Annotated in this window: 17 protein-coding genes; 2 read left to right on the top strand and 15 right to left on the bottom strand. The window is 48.4% G+C overall.

Translation table 11 applies throughout. The features are described 5' to 3' along the window. Positions 1-173: 173 nt before the first annotated feature. From NWF04_01035 to NWF04_00990, 10 genes are all read right to left on the bottom strand, one after another. Entirely contained in the window at positions 174-365 is a 192-nt protein-coding gene (locus NWF04_01035) for a hypothetical protein (protein MCW4005173.1), read from the bottom strand. 170 nt (positions 366-535) lie between these two features. After that, entirely contained in the window at positions 536-874 is a 339-nt protein-coding gene (locus NWF04_01030) for a hypothetical protein (protein MCW4005172.1), read from the bottom strand. 47 nt (positions 875-921) lie between these two features. Then, on the bottom strand, positions 922-1,899 hold the full coding sequence (locus tag NWF04_01025) for a hypothetical protein (protein ID MCW4005171.1): 978 nt from the start codon (positions 1,897-1,899) through the stop codon (positions 922-924). A 10-nt stretch (positions 1,900-1,909) separates the two neighbouring features. Continuing rightward, the gene (locus tag NWF04_01020; GenBank protein ID MCW4005170.1) at positions 1,910-2,773 is read right to left on the bottom strand and encodes a type II secretion system F family protein; all 864 of its coding nucleotides are present in this window, start codon (positions 2,771-2,773) and stop codon (positions 1,910-1,912) included. 1 nt (position 2,774) lies between these two features. After that, positions 2,775-3,659 (bottom strand): type II secretion system F family protein, encoded by an 885-nt coding sequence (locus NWF04_01015; protein ID MCW4005169.1) that lies wholly within the window; start codon positions 3,657-3,659, stop codon positions 2,775-2,777. Beyond that, positions 3,660-5,294, bottom strand: a complete 1,635-nt coding sequence (locus NWF04_01010; GenBank protein MCW4005168.1) for a type II/IV secretion system ATPase subunit — start codon at positions 5,292-5,294, stop codon at positions 3,660-3,662. Continuing rightward, positions 5,294-7,825 carry a hypothetical protein gene (locus NWF04_01005; GenBank protein MCW4005167.1) on the bottom strand — a complete coding sequence of 844 codons (2,532 nt, stop codon included), beginning with the start codon at positions 7,823-7,825 and terminating at the stop codon, positions 5,294-5,296. Before NWF04_01005 ends, NWF04_01010 begins: the two co-directional genes overlap by 1 nt. Then, positions 7,779-8,231 (bottom strand): hypothetical protein, encoded by a 453-nt coding sequence (locus NWF04_01000; GenBank protein MCW4005166.1) that lies wholly within the window; start codon positions 8,229-8,231, stop codon positions 7,779-7,781. Before NWF04_01000 ends, NWF04_01005 begins: the two co-directional genes overlap by 47 nt. Positions 8,232-8,296: 65 nt before the next feature. Next, positions 8,297-8,719 (bottom strand): hypothetical protein, encoded by a 423-nt coding sequence (locus tag NWF04_00995; protein ID MCW4005165.1) that lies wholly within the window; start codon positions 8,717-8,719, stop codon positions 8,297-8,299. Between the two features lie 177 nt (positions 8,720-8,896). Then, complete coding sequence (locus tag NWF04_00990) at positions 8,897-9,964, bottom strand: M48 family metalloprotease (protein MCW4005164.1); 1,068 nt, start codon at positions 9,962-9,964, stop codon at positions 8,897-8,899. A 226-nt stretch (positions 9,965-10,190) separates the two neighbouring features. On the opposite strand from NWF04_00990, the gene NWF04_00985 reads away from it, so the two are divergent. Continuing rightward, positions 10,191-10,934, top strand: a complete 744-nt coding sequence (locus NWF04_00985; GenBank protein ID MCW4005163.1) for a ZIP family metal transporter — start codon at positions 10,191-10,193, stop codon at positions 10,932-10,934. Positions 10,935-10,994: 60 nt separating this feature from the next. Here NWF04_00985 and NWF04_00980 read toward each other — a convergent pair whose 3' ends face one another. Further along, positions 10,995-11,975, bottom strand: a complete 981-nt coding sequence (locus NWF04_00980) for an asparagine synthase C-terminal domain-containing protein (GenBank protein ID MCW4005162.1) — start codon at positions 11,973-11,975, stop codon at positions 10,995-10,997. A gap of 219 nt (positions 11,976-12,194) precedes the next feature. On the opposite strand from NWF04_00980, the gene NWF04_00975 reads away from it, so the two are divergent. Then, positions 12,195-12,944 (top strand): carbon-nitrogen hydrolase family protein, encoded by a 750-nt coding sequence (locus NWF04_00975; protein MCW4005161.1) that lies wholly within the window; start codon positions 12,195-12,197, stop codon positions 12,942-12,944. A gap of 4 nt (positions 12,945-12,948) precedes the next feature. Here NWF04_00975 and NWF04_00970 read toward each other — a convergent pair whose 3' ends face one another. The 4 genes from NWF04_00970 to NWF04_00955 form a co-directional block, all read right to left on the bottom strand. After that, positions 12,949-14,808: a hypothetical protein gene (locus NWF04_00970; protein ID MCW4005160.1), complete on the bottom strand. Its 1,860-nt coding sequence runs from the start codon at positions 14,806-14,808 to the stop codon at positions 12,949-12,951. 143 nt (positions 14,809-14,951) lie between these two features. Beyond that, positions 14,952-15,158, bottom strand: coding sequence for a hypothetical protein (locus NWF04_00965; protein ID MCW4005159.1), 207 nt, complete (start codon positions 15,156-15,158; stop codon positions 14,952-14,954). A gap of 177 nt (positions 15,159-15,335) precedes the next feature. After that, positions 15,336-16,721 carry a radical SAM protein gene (locus NWF04_00960; GenBank protein MCW4005158.1) on the bottom strand — a complete coding sequence of 462 codons (1,386 nt, stop codon included), beginning with the start codon at positions 16,719-16,721 and terminating at the stop codon, positions 15,336-15,338. 108 nt (positions 16,722-16,829) lie between these two features. After that, entirely contained in the window at positions 16,830-18,215 is a 1,386-nt protein-coding gene (locus tag NWF04_00955; protein MCW4005157.1) for a radical SAM protein, read from the bottom strand. Positions 18,216-18,319: the final 104 nt, after the last annotated feature.

The following is an 18,319-nucleotide window of genomic DNA, read 5'->3' as shown; positions in this document are numbered from 1 at the left end:
TCATCATTCAGCTAACAGCGAATATATGTAGATAGCGCCTTGAGAATTTAAGCACGCAAAAGCTTTTGGGCAAAATCCGCGTTAAGCGTGAAGCAGCATGCCGATGGAGGCGCCAAAAAAGTGGTGAGCGTGAAGGCTAGCAAAGCTTGCGTTAACGTTATTTTGGGCGGTTACTATTTTTTGCTTAGCCACCATTTGAGGTATTCTTTTCGTCGAGCTGCACGGGGGTCTTCATCGTCGTCGAACATTTTTTTGTCTTTGGCTTCGACTATTTCTTGTTGGGTTACGGTTAAGCCGCAGCTCGTGCAGATGTAGTTTTTGGAGGCGTACTTTAGTTCTCCGCCGCATTCAGGACAATAAGGCATACGGTTTCACGGCTTTTATTTCTGGACATAAATTCCTCTTTTGAAAGATATTAGTCTTCGCCTAAAAAACGCTAAAGGGTTCCCTGCAAGTTCCAAAAGAAACAGGCAGCCAAACAGGAGAATGCATAAACTAATAAAAAAACTTCAGGAGAACAAGAAAAAGTTTACGTTTAAACGTAAGTTTTTTGTTTGATTTCTTTAATGGCTCCCAGAAACTCGGTGTGCTTGAGGTCGTCGTAGTTTATGCCGTATTTGAGGCACAGGGATTTGAGTATCATGGTTTCGATGCTTCTGCCGCCTACGCCAAAGATGCTTTGCAGGGCTAACGAAAAATTTTCCAGATGCTTGGGGATGTCTTCTTTTTTGAGGGAGAACTTTTTTTCGAGGTGGAAGTATACGATTTGTTTTGGTGATTCGCCTAGATTGGTGAGACCGTCTTCTATTGCTTGTAGCAGAACGTCGTCAAAATCTTGTGGTGGATTAGCTATTTTGGTTCTCTCCGTTTTCATAGTGTATTGAACTACTATTTAATGGATGATACGAAGTATTAACAGGGTTATACGTCATTTAGCAGGGCCTCCACGTCTTTGGGGACATCCTGGTCGGCTGTAGCGCTTACAACATCTATGCCGTAGATTTTCCCCAGCCCCTCAAGCTCTTTTCCGCCTGAAAGGTCAAGAAGCAAAATCTTTGTGGGCGTAACATCCATCTTCTTAGCCAGCAACGCCACTATATCGTTCTTTTCGCCCTCCAAGGACACGTCAATTACTACGCGGGTTTGAGCTTTCTCTGCTATGACAGCAAATTTTGAGGGAACCCCTGAAATTCCTGTTATTTCACTGTGCAGTTTCACCGTTAAGCCTTTCTTCTCCAAGAAACGTTTTATGTTGTCCAGAATGGGGAGTTCTTCACTGAATTTTTGCACAACATCGTCGTCTATGCGGTAGGAGAAGACTTTGACGTATTTGACTTGCTGGAAAGTAGAGGTTGTGCCGCAGTTTTGGCAGATATGCACGACTTCGGGTTTGTCAAAGCGGTTGCCGCAGTTGTCACATTGGTAAAAGTTGCCTATGATTTTGTAGGCGGCGGGTTGGTTAGTTAAGTCGGTTGAGCATCGGGGGCAGATTAGCTTGTTTCCCCTAAGAAAATCGCTGCGGGCGCCTATGTATCCGCAGGTTTTGTGTTCGATTAGTTCGGTTAGCATTACGTTTTCAGAGTCGCATCGGGGACAGTGGAACTTTGAATGTACTTCAGGAGAGGAACAGTTGGGGCAGAGCAAAACGCGGTTGGCAATTTTGCTTTTTAGCATGCCTTTTTTTGTTAAGTCATCAAGAACCCCTTTCGCAGCGGGCAAGTCTGCGGTGCCTAAAACGTTTTCTATGTCAAAGTAGCGTATGCCTGATTTTTCTAGTGAGGGCTTAAGTTCTAGGACGCCTTTGCTAATTAGGTTCCCTAGTAAATCATGGGTTTTTTGTTCGTTGATGAGTTCTTGTGATGCCTGCGCTGTAGCAGGGGCTTCCTTTTTTTCTTTCATGCGCTTAACCTCATATATTACCCAACACATTAAAGAAAGCAACGGTTATCAACAGAAGAATAACCGAGTGGCGTAACCCAGCCGAATAACTGCGGTCACCAATTTTGCCAGCAATCAAGCCTCCAAACAGGGATTCTATGATGGATGCCCAAAACAGGATGGACGCGTAATAGTTTATGTCTAAAACGTTGGCGGTCAGGTTGCCAGTGTTTTCCAGTGTCGTACCTGAAAGAGGTCCTAGGAACTGGGTTAGCATGACATAGGTGATTATGAGAAAGATGGTTAGGGCTAGGTAGATTGTGAGGAGGTAGGGTCGGGTGTTGTTGGCTTGTTCTTCTTTGAATTCTTCTAGGCTGGAGAAGAGTTCAACGCTGGAGTTTAGGACTTCACCCATCTTTCCACCAGCCTGATTAGCCTCAACCAAAATTGTTGCAAACCTAGACAAAGCTGAATTATTGACCTTTTTTGTCAGGGACATAATGGCTTCTTCCCAACTTGCCCCCAACACGAACCGAGATATAGCCTGCTCTAACTCGTCAGATAAGGGACCGTAGCCTTTTTGGGAGGCTTCTTCCACGGCGCGGGGCAGGGTGATTCCTGAACGCACCGCTTCAGCGATGTCTCGCAAAACACGGGGGATCGCATGTTCAACTTGTTTAACCCAACGATAATTACTGTACTCTACGACGGCGGGGAAAACCAAGATGATTATCATGCCCAAAGCAAAAGTGTTGTTGACTTGCTGGCTTAAAGGCACCAAGTAGGGCTGTGTGGGCGCGTATAACCCTGAAAGCAACGGCAGCAGCATAACGATTATGCCTACGGCTGCGGAAACGGCGAACACGGCAAGTTTTAGTTTTCTTTGAAAGTACATGTTAATCCTCCGAGGGCAAAATGCCATCTAGCAATACGATAAAGATTATGCAAATCACGGGCAACCCGAAGAACACTACAAGGTTTAGCTGCATAGCAGGGGACAAGCCGAACTGTGCAGAACCTAAAACAGACAGTATGGTGAGCATGATGATGAAGGTTATGGGCGCCATGACCATGGCTGTTACGTAGAGTTCGGAGAGGGCAACTAGGGCGGAGAGGGTTTTTTTGAGTTGTTCGCGTTTTAGGGCGAGGAGCCGTTTGGTTTCGAAGTGCAGCAGGGATTGGAGGTCGCCGCTGGTTTTGGTTGTGTTTGAAATGCCTTTTAGAAGCTTGGAGAAAGTATCAGAAGGACTATGCATCGTAAGGTCCTCTAAAGAAGCGGCTACGTCGAGTCCGAACAGTTTGACGTTGGCTACGAATCTTGTTGCCAGTGACTTGATTACGGGGCGGGGTTCGACTTCGGAGATGCGTGTGAATATACGTTCGACGGGGACGCCTCCAGCGGCTAGGACGCTCATGTATCCGACGGTGTAGATAAGGTTGGAGTCGAGGTGGTTTTTTCTTTGTCTGACGCGGTAGAGGGGTAGAGCCATGAAGGCTGCTGCGATGATTGCTGCTGCGACAAGGGATAAGCAGGAGGTGGCAACTATGCTGGTGAGCAGGGGCACTCGAAGTAGAAACATGTGCAGGAGCATGCCAACGCCAAAGGTCACAGCAAACGAGAGGGTGCAGGAGAAGAGCATCAGCGAATAGTAGGACTGATAGAACATGTGGATGCCGCTTTTCTGGTAGCTCTGCTGGAAAGTAGAGAACTGGGGCAGTTTTCCGCCAAACAGTTTAAAACTTACGTTAGCAAGGCTTTCAGAAAAGCTGGTTTTCGACATTTAAATTCCAAACCTCGCTTTGTTGTAAATTTCACCAGGGTTGACGTAGTATTTTCTAATCACGCCAGAGACTTCATCGTAGTCCTTAAGGCCCTTGCGTGCCATCCACTTCAAGACGTACTCGCGTTTTTCCAGTTCCTCAACAACGCTTTCTATAGGAACATGCTTCATGGCGGCTACTTTCTGAAGCGCGACGCTTTGCTTGTAAGAATCCACCTGCAACGGGAATGTGTCGTCGCGTGGGTCCCATTCGAAGAGTTTTTGGAATTTGACACGTTCGGTTTTGGGGTCTACTCCCGCGATTTCGGAAAGGTCCAAGACGCGCCTGACGATGTTGTCGCGGTATTTGGTTCGGTTAATCAACGCGATGACGTTCATCATGGGGAGGAGCATGGGGGGTATGTTCATGGGTTCGGTTAGGAGGCGTTTTTCTACGGAGTCTACGTCTTCTGCGTGTATGGTGCACATGCCGCCGTGCCCAACGGATATGCTCTGGAACAGGGTGTAGGCTTCTTCGCCGCGGACTTCACCCACGATAATACTGTCGGGTCTTTGCCGCAAAGAAGACTTTAGCAAATCAAACAATGTAACCTCTTTAACGCCTGCCTGCACAGAAGGACGCGTAACCATCGGAATCCAGTTCTCATGAAGCCGCAGCTCGCGCACCTCCTCAATAGTAACCACTTTCATTTCAGGCCTAAGGAAAGAGCAAATAGAATTCATCAAAGCAGTCTTTCCAGAAGCCGTAGCACCCGCAATAGTTATCGAACGACGGTTCTCCACCAAAAGCCAAAAATACGCAGCCATAGCAGGCGGCAAAGTTCCCAAGTTTATGAGGTCAACGATGGTGTAGGGGTTGGCGCGTACTTTTCGGATGGTGAAGGTGTCTCCGCGTTTTGAGACTTCTTCTAGGGTGAGTTGTATACGAAAGCCTTCGGGTAATGCGCCTTCGAGGATGGGGTTGGAAACGGAGATTTGGTGTCCCGCGCGGTATGCTAGTCGGGTTACGAAGGCGTCGAGTTCTTTGTTGGTTTTGAAGACTACGTTTGAGGGGAGGGATTCGTAGAGGCGGTGCCAGACGTAGATGGGAATGCCATAGCCGTTGCAGCTGATGTCTTCGATGTTTTGGTCGCGAATTACCACGTCCACGATGCCGTAGCCTAGAAAATCGCGTTTGATGTAGTAGATGAATTTTTCTAGGGCATCAGATGTGACGTTTATTTTAAAACGTTTAATTAGAACACTAATGCGGTCTCTTAGAAAACCCTCCACCAACGATTCATCTTTGAGGATGCGCAGGGGGATTTGGGTTTCTTCTTTTAGAAGCGTCTTTAGCGTGGAAAGCATCTTCGTTTCAGTTTCATCCATCGTGGGTTCGATAACAGAGTACAGCAGCCTGCCCGTTGCTTTTTCAACTTCGATTCCTACGTTGCCAAACGGGGGAATAACAGAGTAGAAATCTTTGAAGGTGATGTTTTGCTTTTCTTCTGTAGGTTCAGGAGCAGGTTTAGGAGCAGCTTCTTTTTTGGCGGGTTTCTCGGTTTTCTTGGGTTTTTTGTTTTTCGAACGTTTCGATGAAGTTACGTCAAGGAAGATTTGTGGCTTGGATTCCAATTCGGTTTCATCTGAAGCCATTATGGTGCCTCCTGAGTTACCGTTTTTTGACCAATAGTTGTGCCTACCACGGCTAAGATGCGAAAGTCTTCTGCTTCTGGGCTGGTGGATTTTAGGTTGAAAGAGTATGTGCCGTTTTCGTCTAATTTTACCCATGCGGGGTTGGACAAGGTGGAGTTGTCTGAAGCATCGGTGAGGTTTATGCTGGTGCCGTTTACGAATATGGAGGTGTAGGTGTAGGCTGCGGGTAAACCGTCTGTTGAGGATGCCGCAATGGTGTATGTTTGCCAGCTGTCTGCAGGTATGGTTGAGCCAGCGGAGTCGTAGGATAGGAGGATGTTTATCCAGTCAACGTTTAGGAGGAACTGGGAGCTGTCGTCTTTTACTCCGGTGATTTTGATTTGGTAGTTGCCTGAGGTGTCTTGGAAGTGTTCTGTGCCAGAGGGTATGTTCTGCGAGGAAAGCTCGGGCGTGTTTGGGGTTGAAGACGAAGTGTACTGGGCAGTGGTTATGTAGCTTTGTGAGGTGAAATTGTAGAGTTGAACGGTTACGTCGACGTTTGCTACGTCCCAGTAGCTCACAGCAGACCATAACATCGAATTCGGGTCAAGGATGCTTGAAGGTATGGTGAATTCAACGTCTGCGGTGTACTGGTCTGAAATAGTCCATGAGTGTACAAGGGATGCGTCTATTTCCCAGCTGCTTTGAGATGTATCTTCAGATTCTAGTCCAGCAAGCAGCCGCAGCGTCAAAGTTTTTGAGGTAAGATACGAAGAGATAGACACGTTATTCCAGCCGGTAGACAAATCCTCGAACAGGGTTTCCCAGTTTTTCCCGTCCCAAACGTCTACTTGGAGGGCTTCCTTGTCCATTTTACCGCCGTAGATGCACAGCCACTCGTTGGTTTGTTCGTAATCCAGATTTGTCCACTGCAATTCCAAGTTTAGTTCATAGTTTACCTGGTCAGCTTCTACGCTTATTGTTACTAAATCAACGTTCATGTCGTCATTGTTGTTATCAGTAAAGCCAACCCAGCGCATCCTGAAGCCCGAGACAAAGAACTGGCTCTCGGTTATTGTGTCTTGGTAGTGAAGCCATTCTCGTTCAGAGGAGGTTTCACCAAGGTCAGCAGCATTAACCCAATAAAAGCCATTGTAATACTGAAGAAGGAACTCCCCAGATTCACAGCCACCATCACGGTACCAAAAATCCACGTAAACAGCATCAACCTCACGAGTATCCACACCCGCCGTAGTCAATTCACCATACTGCCAAGAGCCCCCATCAAAATCTGCTGAAACTTTCCCGTCATACGCAAAGTTTTGCTCGTTATTCCAACGGCCAGAAGCGCTCCAGCCCGGAGGAGGAAAGATACCTTCAAACGATTCCGCATCAATCAAAGGCACAGTTGATTTGTCACTTGTCTGCTCTTCAGTCAACACGTCATATTTGCCGTCAGGTCCCACCTGCTGCGCCTTAAAATCGCTGCTGCTTCCCAAAGAAGGAACCTCGTCCACGTTAGATTCGTTGGTAGCGACAAAGCTTTCCGTATCCGTAACTGACCCGGTATAGTAAGACTGGAAAACCATAGATTGCAAATCACTTTGCGCCAAATCTTCCACATCACCGCTAACGTATTGCGTATCAGAAACCACACTGGACGCGGAAGGATTAGACGACACAGTTCCATCTCCCCCTGAAATGGTAACTGCGCCGCCACTGCCGCCCCCCTCAGGGGCAGATTCAACCGTGACCTCTGCTGTAGTGAAAACGCCCTCAGGAGCCTGCTCGTAGCTTATCGTGAAAGTTGCAACTCCAGTTTCGGTTGCTTGGTAAATCCAAGTGAAATAGGCGCTTTCGCCGCTTCGAAGCAAGGGCACCGTTAAAGAGTCAGGCGCATCTTTCAAGGTAACTACGCTGCTGGGGGATACGTTTAGCGTGACGGTTAGGTTTTGGATGAGGTCCATGTCGGGGTCGGTGTTTGTGACTATGAGGAATAGGGAGAAGTTGCTGTTTTGGTAAACTGTTGGGGGTGAAACAAAAGAGACGAGTTCGCAGGTGATTTGGCTGGATACTGTGAAGCTGTATTCGTAGGTGTTGCCTGCTTCGGTTACCAGTTGTATGACGTATTGTTGGTCGGGGGAGACGGGGAAGTCGGGGAATATGCTTTTGGTTTCGTCTGGGGCAAGCTGTTCAGCTAATTCAAAGTACCATTGTGCTTCGGGGGTTACGGATTCGTTGAAAAAGCCAAGCCAAAGAACTGTTGCAACTGTGGTGCCCGTGTTTGTTACGGTAACGTTTAGGGTGTTGTCGCTCATTACCAGCACAGAGTTGAAGGCGAGGTCTTCTTGAGTACGAACCCACTCAGCATCAGCTACTAGCCGTGCGGTTTCGTTGTAGCTGTTGATGCTGCTTAGTATTATGCTGTAGAAAGCAAATCCAGAAAGCAAAATTAACATTATGAAGGTGGCGCCCACGATGGTTCCAACACCACGTTTAGAGCGCCTATGCTTTATAGAAAACAGTGCCTTTGCCTCCTCGCTGGGTAACAACCAGAATCTCCAGGGTAGAACCTGATTCGATGGGGATGGGGGAAACTAGTTTGAGCCAGAATAGCTCGTTGACGCCTATTCTCACGTTTGTTTCGGTGAGGTATTGGGTTACGGCTGTGCCGTTTAGGTAGACGGCGTTTATGGTGATGTCTATTTCGCCGTGGTTAAACAGGGTTAGGTTGAACTGGTTGGATGTGTCGTACCAGACTCTGGTGATTGAGAAGCTTTCTCGGACTTGGGCTGCGTCGTTTTGGGATTGCTGCTGGAAGAAGCTGCTTGACGAGTTAAACGAGCTCACGCTGTAAGCGTACACTGCAACACCTGCAACGGTGACTATGAATATCAAGATAAGGCTCCCTATGACTTCGCTTACGCCTTTCTTGTTACGCAACAGCTTCTTCAACATGGTTTTTGACCTTGTCAGTTAGGTTTGAACTAAAAAAAGGAAAAGGGGCAGATAGATCACCCTTCTTATTGGGCTTGGACTGAAGTGCTTACGGTGGTGCCGTCAGTACAGACAACCTTTACCTCATAGAACAGGTTAGACGTCATAGTGTAGGGTAATTCTAGATATGCTGTGCTTTGCACGTTAAGAGCAGGCGATAAGGTTGTAGCATTTGCTACGGCTGTTCCTTCAATGTAGAACTGGTCGAGTTGAAGGTTAACACCGCCGACGTTTCTGACGTAGACTTTTACAGTGCTAGTTGATGCTACTGCTGAGTCAACCTGTAACACTCCAGTATTTGTTGGGTTTTGTTGTACACCGCCAATCCAGCCCATCACATAGGCGTATACTACTACACCAGATGCGACAGCAAGAAGCATGAGTATCAAAGAGGCTATAACTGCGGAGAAGGCAGTCCTGTTTTTGAGTAATCTTCGAGCTTTAATCATGTACACTTCACCTCCAACCATCTCTATCTCAAACAATAAGACACAAGAAGTTGGATATTAAATAAGATTATGACCTACACATACATACCACTACTCAAGAAGAACACAAACACAAAACCACAAACAAACATCAAAAAACAAAAAAAGCCATCAAAACCCAGCAACAAAACCAACAGGTTAAACGTGGGCATACAGGTTGTCGCCACTATAAGTCCCAGTAGCCATCTCGTTTTCTATCTCACGCAACAGCAAGATACGCTTAAACGTCGGCGGATGCGTAGCAAATAAGCCATTCATCTTAACCCAACTGGATTTCGCCTCTTTTTCCATAGCATGAATTAATTCGCGTTCATCCAAAACGCCGTCCTTATCCAGGTCGTACTCGTTTTTCTTCTCCATTATCTGAGCAACTTCTTGCCGCGCCATGGTAGGGTCTTCAATGTAGAAACTCCGTGCGTTGCCTTCAGCCTTGGGCGCTATGGATAAGCCGTACGTGATTTTTGCCAAGGCACTTTGGAGTCCGCGGGGGTCGCTGGTTAGGTATGCGCTGTAGGAATCCGCGTAGTGTTCACGCAGCCTGCTAAGCCGTCTTACTGCAAGAAAAGACAAGATGTAGACAACAAAAGAAATTGCGCCTATAGCCAGCAACGCTGCGCCAGCGTTTCCCTCGTCACGTCCGCGCCTAGAACGTGCACCGCCAAACCATACAGAACGCAGGGCGATTTGGGATATCCAATAAGCAATAAGGGGTAAAGCGGAAAGAACTGTCATGACCGCGTAGTCTTTATGTTTAATGTGCCCCAATTCATGAGCCAACACAGCCTTGATTTCGGCTGGATTCAAACTGGTCAGCAGACCCTCATGCACCGCCAAAACCGCACTTTTGCTGGTTCTGCCAAACGTAAACGCGTTAGGAGCCTTATTGGGCACCGTAGCAAGCCTAGGCATAGGCAGTCCATCTTTCTCAGCTAGTTCCTTAACTGCGTTTTCCAGCCACGGATTTTCCCCTGGCTTAAGGTAATGCAGATGCGTACTCGCGCTAACAATTGCAGGACCAAGGGCATACTGGAACAAAACAAACAAAACCGTCCCAGCCACCGCAAGAAACACCCCAGTCACGACGTCAAAATCCAGCACCGCATACTGCAAAATGAAAATGACACCTAACAAGAACGCGCCAAATATGAAGCTGGCTAAAAAAATGCTTGTGCCCATAGCGAATTTTAGGTCTTTTAGCCCAGCCATCGTGTTGGTGCTCCGGTCTTTTGTAGAATGACAGATTTGCCGAATTAAGTCTTTCGAAATAAAGCAAGCAAACTTGGTGAACGCGTATGTAGAGGAGAAGTGGGGGTGCTGAAAGGGGCTTTAGGCATCAGGGTTTTGGTCGCACACAAAAACACATATTAGACGCTTCTATATTTATTAGTTTTATCTAACTTATGTGTTGGGTTAAACAAGCAAGGCGAAGCATATGGAACTCATTCAAGCAGGGCTAATCGCCAGCTTAATTGCAGGCTTAGCAACAGGCGCAGGAGCACTACCAGTACTCTTTACAAAGAACATCTCAGACGATGTCATGGACCTTTTGCTGGGCTTCGCCGCAGGAGTGATGCTGGCTGCCACCGCGTTTAGCTTGTTGGTTCCCGCTATTGAACTAGGCGGCGCCTTGATAGCAGTAGCAGGACTAGCCGTAGGAGCGGTTACGTTGCACCTTATGGATAAGTGCATTCCGCATTTTCACCCCGTAGCAGGCGCTGAAGGCCCCAAATCCAAGATGCCGCGCGTTTGGCTCTTTGTCCTTGCCATGACCCTGCACAACTTCCCCGAAGGCTTAGCCGTAGGAGTGAGCTTTGGCGCAGGCAACATCGCCACAGGATTAACCACCGCCATAGCCATTGGACTGCAAAACTTTCCCGAAGGATTAGCCGTTGCATTGCCACTACTGCGCGAGAAATACAGCGTCAAAAAAAGCATAAGCTACGCCACACTAACGGGTCTAGTGGAGCCGCTAGGAGGCTTAGTCGGAGTCGCCATAGTCACCATATCCATGTCAGTTATGCCCTTTGGATTAGCCTTCGCAGGAGGCGCCATGCTCTTTGTGGTCATCGACGAAATGATACCCGAATGCCACCGCAAAGGATTCGGACGCAAAGCCACATTTGGCTTCATCACAGGCTTCACCATAATGATGCTCCTAGATACCATCTGTGCATAGAACTTGTTCAAGAAGCTACAGAGGAAAACAAGAAAATTTGGGAAAAAAGGAAAAAGGGTGTTAGATTGGGTAGGCGCCGCAGATTTTGCAGAAGTGGATTTGGGTTTTGATGTGGCTTTTGCAGTAGGGGCATTCGATGCCGCCGTTGTCTGGGTAGATGTCTTTGGGTTTGCCGAAGATTTTGCGGAAGCTTTGGTAGTAGAGGAGTTGTTCTTTGTCTTGGATTTTTACGTCGTCTTCTTCCAGGATGGCTTTCTTTTTGGCTTCGAATTCTTCGTCGGTGAAGACGTCGTTGAACAGTGTGCGGAGAACTTCGGTTCCTGTACCTGCTTCGAGGGGTGCTTTGGGTCGCCAGATGATGTCTTTGGGTATGACGTCTTCGTAGGCTTTGCGCAGTAGCCATTTGCCGTATTTTACGTCGTTGGTGAAGCTGATTTTTAGTTTGATTGGCAGCTTCTTTGCCCAGTCCATGAAGCGGGGGTCAAGGTAGGGGGCTTTGATTTCCATGCCCAAGGACTGCGCCATAGGTATGGAGGAAAAACCCATCTCTGCCCACATTTCCTGCTGCTTCTTTGCAAACTCTGCTTCGGAGAGGTGGAATTGCCAAGGGTAACCAAAAAGTTCGTCCAAACCGTCGCCAGTGAAGACGGATTTTATGCCTTTTTCTTTGAGCAATGTCAAGCCTATGTAGACGGGCATGCTGTTGCGGATTTCCATGGGGTCATATTTTTTGAGGGCTTCTACGACTTTGGGTGCGTTGGCGATGACGTCGTCGCGGTCGAAAACGTGGGTTTCGTGGTTGAGGTGTAGGAGTTCAACCATTTTTTTGACGTATTCGGTGTCTTTGGGTGTGCCCTGTTTGAACGCCATGGTTAGGCATGGGATTTCTGGTTTGTATTTTACTGCTTCGTGGACAATTATTTGGGTGTCGGTTCCTGCGGAGAATAGGAAACCGTCCGCCATGTTTTCTTTTACTACTGTGTTGATTAAGGTTCGTGTTTCTGGCAAAAGGTTAATGTACTCTTTTTCGTCAAGTGCCATTTTGTTTTCCCCGTAAATACTGATTTGTCACATCTGAAGTATTTAAATTTATCCACTTGAATAACAAACGTGTTTAACCATAAACACCTGTACAAAAATAGGCATAAATAATGAACAACCGCCCCAAAAAACGCTTCAGAAAACGTTCAGTTACATTTAAAGGACACAAAACAGCCTCTTAAAACCATAAAACCCAACCAAACAACAAGGTGCACCCCCTTGAAAGTAAGCCTAGTCCACCTCAAAGTAAGAAACGCCCTACCAGACAACCTAAAAGCCGCCAAAACATGCATCCAAAAAGCCGCACAGGAAAACCCCGCGTTTATAGCTCTCCCAGAATACTTCTCCATCCCCAACAACATGGAACACTTCACCTCCGCCAAAGACATGAGCCACGAAACCTACACGGCAACCTGGGAGTTCCTCGAACAAGCCAGCACGCAAATCCCCCAGACATACCTGATGGGCGGCACCGTTCTTGAAGAGGACAACGGCACCTTTTACAACACCAGCTCACTGTGGAAAAACGGCGCTTTAATTGGCAAGTACCGCAAACGTAACCCCATCGCCGTGGAACTCGAAGCAGGCGTAAGCAAAGGCACCCAACCCGCCACCTTCCCCACACCGCACTGCACCGTTGGCATGCTAATATGCGCCGACATGTTCGACCCCCCAACCATAAAAGACATCGTCGATTTAGGCGCCGAACTCGCGTTCCTCCCCGTCGCAGCCATGGGCACCCACCCCCACGTCAAAGGACACCCCCTAACCGAAAAACTCGCCACCGAGAATGGGCTCTACGTCGTCAAAGTCGGCAACGTCAGCAGCAGCGCCCGAGGAGGCAGAAGCGCCTTCATCACACCATGGGGCATCAAACAAGAAGTCACTGACGCTGTTGAAGACGCAGTTATTACCCAAGACTTGGACATGGAGAAACTGCGCGAATACCGCAAGAGCCTCAAAAAATAGCCCGTTAGGGTTTTTGTTTTCTTTTTCTGCGCCAAATGCCAAGGGTAACGGCGGCTGTAGCGGCTATGACAGCGGCGGCTGTTGTGGGCAAGAACCAGGAGTCGTTGGCGGAGGTTGTTTCGACTGCGTTTGCTAGGTTGACGGTGACTTGGTGGATGCTGTGTTGGTAGGTGAAGGAAAGTACCCAAGCATCATCAACTGAGACGGCTTCATAGTAGAGTTGTTTGCCGTCGAGGTAGACTTTGATGTTTTGCGGGCTTGGAATAAGAGTTTTCGCGACCGTTAAGTCAACATACCCCGTAGTTCCCGATGGTCCACTGACGGTGAAGCTAAGTTCAGAGCTGGTGCTGTTGAAAGCTAACTCGGAAACGGTGCTGTTGGATTCAACAAAAAACACGCCCGTATTGCCAAAGGATACAACATTAGTCGGAGACGGAGAAGGCGACACAGTCACAACAGGCACAGGCGTAGACGTGGGGGTAGCTGTGGGTGTTGGTGAAGGCGTAGGTGCAGGCGTAGGTGAGGCAGTTGCTATTGGAGCAGGAGTTGGCGTTGGGGTAATTGTCGGAGTGGGGATGGGAGAGGATGTCATGTTGGGTGTTGGAGTAGGGGTGGCAGTTGGCTTGGGTGTAGGAGTTGGGGAAGGGGTAGGCGTGGGCGTAGCTGTAGGTGCGGGTGTTGGTGTTGACGTGGAGTTTGTGGTCGTTGGTTTGAGTGCGGGGTTTGTTGCGTATTTTAGGTAGCGTCCTGTCTCGGTTAGTTGTTGGAAGCAGATATGGGGAATGTTTTGGGAGTCAAGGGCGAGGTCTATGTAGAGGTCGCATGTTGCGTGGTAGACGGGGTCGTTTTGTCCTTTTGCTACTTGGACTGTCCAGCCGCTGGGTGTTTGTGAGGCATAGTTGATGATGTTTTTATCGTATCTGCCTGAGTATTCGCCGTAGATTATGTGGAGGTTGTTTTGGGAGTCTATGGTTATGACGCGGGTGTTTGAACGGTAGTCTATGGCTTGTATGGTTTCGATGAACCAGTTTGAGGCGGCTTTGGAGGCGTAGTTTACGGTGCCGTTTTTGGGGTCAATAAAGCAGATGTGGGGTACGTCGTTTTGGTCTAAAGCAAAGGAAAGGTACATGCCCTGCTCTTTTTCTGAGGAGTGGACTACTTGGGTTGTCCATGTTGTACCGTCGTAGCTGGCGTAGAGCAGGTGGCTTGTTGAGTTTGAGTAAGCTATGTGGGGGTTGCCGTTTGAGTCGAGGTCTATGTCGTTGTCCCAGCTGACAGCGCCTGATGCGTCAACAACATGAATTTGCCAGCTTGACCCAGCTTTTACGGCATGCCACAGTTCCCTGCCACTGCTAAAGAGCCCAGCATGTGAAGTGTAGCTTATATGAGGAACCCCTTGGTTGTCTAAGGCGAGGACGCAGTCACCAGAAAAAGGCGCGGGGTCTACTAATTCGATTACCCAGTTTAAGCCTGTCCAGCGTGCATACTTCAACGGTGCTCCTGAATGGGCGTCTTCGTCAAAAAAAGCTATGTGGGGGTTGTCGTTTGAATCCAACGCCAACGAAACCTCTCCGGCGCTTCCAACAACGGGAAGCCTATCAGTAACCCAAACTGACCCATCATAACGTGAATAACTCAGGTTACCATGTATTCCCGAAAAATCATGATACATCTCGGCAAACACTATGTGCGGGTGGTCATGAGAGTCAATTGCTAATGAATACTGAAAACCCAGATTTTTTGATTCCTGCAGGACCTGGGTGCTCCAATCGGGTGCAGAAACCTGAGCCACAGCAAAACCCGCAGATAAAACTAAAGAAGAAACCAGCAGAAGTATCATACACAAACCCAGCCGAGATGACATTTCCTCTTCACCCACAAGAACAACCAATAAACAACGCATTATTAAAAATTACGGCACTACAAAAAACCAGACCTAATAACCTTGCAAACCACTCAAACAGCAGAGGCAAACAAAACGCTTGCCAAAAACAGGACAAAAACCGTTTAGGTCGAAGTTTTCTTGTCGGCGGTCTGTTGTTGTTTGGGCTTAAAATGCGGGCAGGCAGTCCCGTTGGCATCTAAATTAGTAAAACCCGCAGCTTTGCATCTGCCGTTATCAAAGTTTTCGCATTCCCCGTGCTTATGCTTGTAAAAATCCATCTTAGGCGCACTACTGCGAACCCGCTGCAAAGCATTCTTCAAAAAACCCATCCAGCCAAATCTCCACAAACAACTACTACCTTAACCAAAAAAGAACTACCGATTTAAAGCATTCGACCCAACCCCACACCACCAACCTATTAGCAGCCATTAGGATCCAAAGTTTATTTGTATGCAGAAAAGGGGGGGAGGGGGTCTATCAAGCAAGGGCAGCGGTTGATGGAGGGGTTAGGAGAGGCGTATGTGCATTGCGCGGAGTAGGTAGGCTCCTGAGGTTTTGACTGCGGATAAGCCGTAGGTTCCGCCGCGGCGCATCATTTTAAGCACGTAGCTGGGTCGCAGATAGAATTGTTGATAGGCTTTGTAGCGTAGTGCGTTGAGTTTGTCCATGCTCAGCCACGGCGTCTCAAACGTGGCACCTGCGGTGTCGTAACGGTTAAAATCGGTGATGCGCAGCCAACCGTTCTTTACAACTTCGTCGTACATTGGGGTTCCGGGGTAGGGCGTGGCAACGTAAAAGCCGACATCGTCGGGGTTGAGTTCTTTGATAAAGTTGATGGTTTCTTTGGCGGTTTGCTCGGTTTCTCCTGGGAAGCCCAGGACGGTGTTGGCGATGGTCATGAGTCCTGCGTTGTGGGCGGTTTTGTAGGCTCTGCGGGTCTGGTCGAGTTGTATACTTTTGTTCATAGCTTTAAGGATGGTTTCGCTTCCTGATTCGACGCCCAGCCAAACAGCAAAGCAGCCTGCACCGCGCATCTTATCCAGCAACTGGCGGTCAACCATGTCCACGCGGGTTCCGCAATCCCACATCAAATCCAGCTTACGCGCACGCAACTCATCACAAATCTTAAACACACGGTCACGGTCAACGGTGAAGGCGTCGTCGTAGAAGGTAACTTGGTTTACGCCGTACTTGTCGTGTACAAGTTGCATTTCGTCGACGACGTTTTTGGGGCTGCGCCAACGATATGCTCTGCCAAACATGCGAACGGTACTGCAAAAGTCGCACCAGTAAACGCATCCGCGGCTGCTAATTAGGGGGAAGAGGATTTGGCCCATGCGTTTGAGCGAATCCAAGGGCATCAAATGGTGGGCGGGAAACGGCAGTGAGTCGAGGTCTTGGAGGAAAGGGCGCTCGGCGGTGCGGCGGATTTTGCCGTCTTCTCCTCGAAAAGTTATGCCCAAAACTTTGCTTATACTGGCGTTGGCTTGGATTTTCTCAAGAAGCTCAATGAGGGTTTGTTCGCCTTCGCGGCGTATTACGATGTCTAAAGCGGGGTACTCGTTGAGGGCGTTGATGTCCCAAAACGTTCCGTGCGAGCCGCCTAACATGGTTGTGGCGTCTGGTTGGACTTGTTTGGATATGGTGATAAGTTTCATGGCGGATTTGTAAAGAAGCGTGGTTGCGGTTACGCCTACAACGTCCGAGGGCGTCTTGGAGAGGCGGTTTTTGAAGCCTTCGTAATCGAGTTTTTCAGCTTGACAATCAATGATGGTAATTTCGTGCCCTGCCTGCTCAGCAACCGCGCCCAAATAGCCAAGTCCAAGCGGTATAAACGGAGGATGAGAATGAACACCTGGCGGATAAGGAGGATTAACTAAAGTAACTTTCATTTTTACTTAAGCCTGCAAGTTGAGTTCTACGGTTAGACATCATATAATTGTTTTCCTAAAAAGGCAAAAACCCAAAGAAAAACAAGAAGCAAAAAGAAGAAGGCGGGGTTAGGAGAGTTTTATGTGCATGGCTCGTAGGGCGTAGGCTGCTGAGGTTTTAAGTCCTGATTTGCCGTAGGTTCCGCCGCGTCGGAGCATTTTGAGTACGTATCGGGGGCGTAGATAGAATTGCTGGTGGGCTTTGTAGCGGATTTCTCGGATGCGCTCCATGCTCAAGTAGGGTGTCTCGAACGTGGGGGTGGCGGTGTCGTATTTGTTGAAGTCAGTTATGCGCAGCCAACCGTTTTTGATGACCTCGTCATACATTGGGGTTCCGGGGTAGGGCGTGGCAACGTAGAATCCGATGTCGTCGGGGTTGAGTTCTTTGATGAAGTTGATGGTTTCCCATGCAGTGTCTTCGGTTTCACCTGGGAACCCAATTATTGCGCTGGCTATAACCATCAGCCCTGTTTTTTGGGTCATTTTAAAAGCTTCGCGGGTTTGGTCTTTCTTGATTTTCTTGTTCATTTGCCCCAGAATCTTTTCGCTGCCAGATTCGACGCCGTACCAAACTGCCAAGCAACCCGTGTCGTGCATGGTCTGCAACAGTTCCTTGTCGACGAGGTCAACGCGGGTTTCGCAGTCCCACTCGATTTTGAGACCACGTTTTTTGATTTCCGCGCACATCTCCAGCACGTGGTCGCGGTTTACGGTGAAGGCGTCGTCGTAGAATGTGAATTGGCTCTCGCCGTATTTGTTGTGGAGCAGTTCGATTTCGTCGACGACGTTTTTGGGGCTGCGCATACGGTAGCCTCGTCCAAACATTCGAACCGTACTGCAAAAGTCGCACCATTGGACGCATCCGCGGCTGGTGGTTAGGGGGAATATGGTTTTGCCCATGCGGTGAAAAGCGTCTAGGGGCAGTAGGTGATAGGCGGGGAAGGGCAGCGAGTCGAGGTCTTGGAGGAAGGGGCGGTCTTCGTTGCGTTTGGGGGTTCCGTCGGTGCCGCGATACGTTAGTCCCAGTACGCCTGCTAGGCTTTTCTTGTTTTTTAGGCACTCCAAGATTTCCACGAAGGTCTGCTCGCCTTCACGTCGCACCACAATATCCAAACTGGGAACTTCGTTTAGGGCGTTAACGTCCCAAAAGCTTGCGTGTGAACCGCCCAAAATCGTGACCGCATCAGGGTGAGCCTCTTTGGCGCTGTTAATCAAATTCACAGCCGACTTATACAACAACGTAGTCGAAGTCACACCCACAACATCAGAAGGAACCTTCTCAATACGACGTTTAAAAGCGTCATAATCCAAATGCTCCGCCTGACAATCAATAACCGTAACCTCATGCCCAGCCTGCTCAGCAACCGCCCCCAAATAACAAATACCCAACGGAATAAACGGCGGATGACTATGCGCATTAGGCGGATACGGAGGATTAACCAAAGTAACTTTCATGTCCGACATGCCCCACTAAGATAACCACACCTAGCCAAAATGAAATATAATGTTTTCTAAAACCCAAGAAACCAAACGCAAGGATAAAATGAAAACAGGTTAGC

The organism is Candidatus Bathyarchaeota archaeon, from assembly GCA_026014465.1.
Lineage (GTDB): Archaea > Thermoproteota > Bathyarchaeia > Bathyarchaeales > Bathycorpusculaceae > JADGNF01.
Note: the sequence above shows the minus strand (reverse complement) of the source record. Positions and strands in the feature narration are given on the sequence as shown.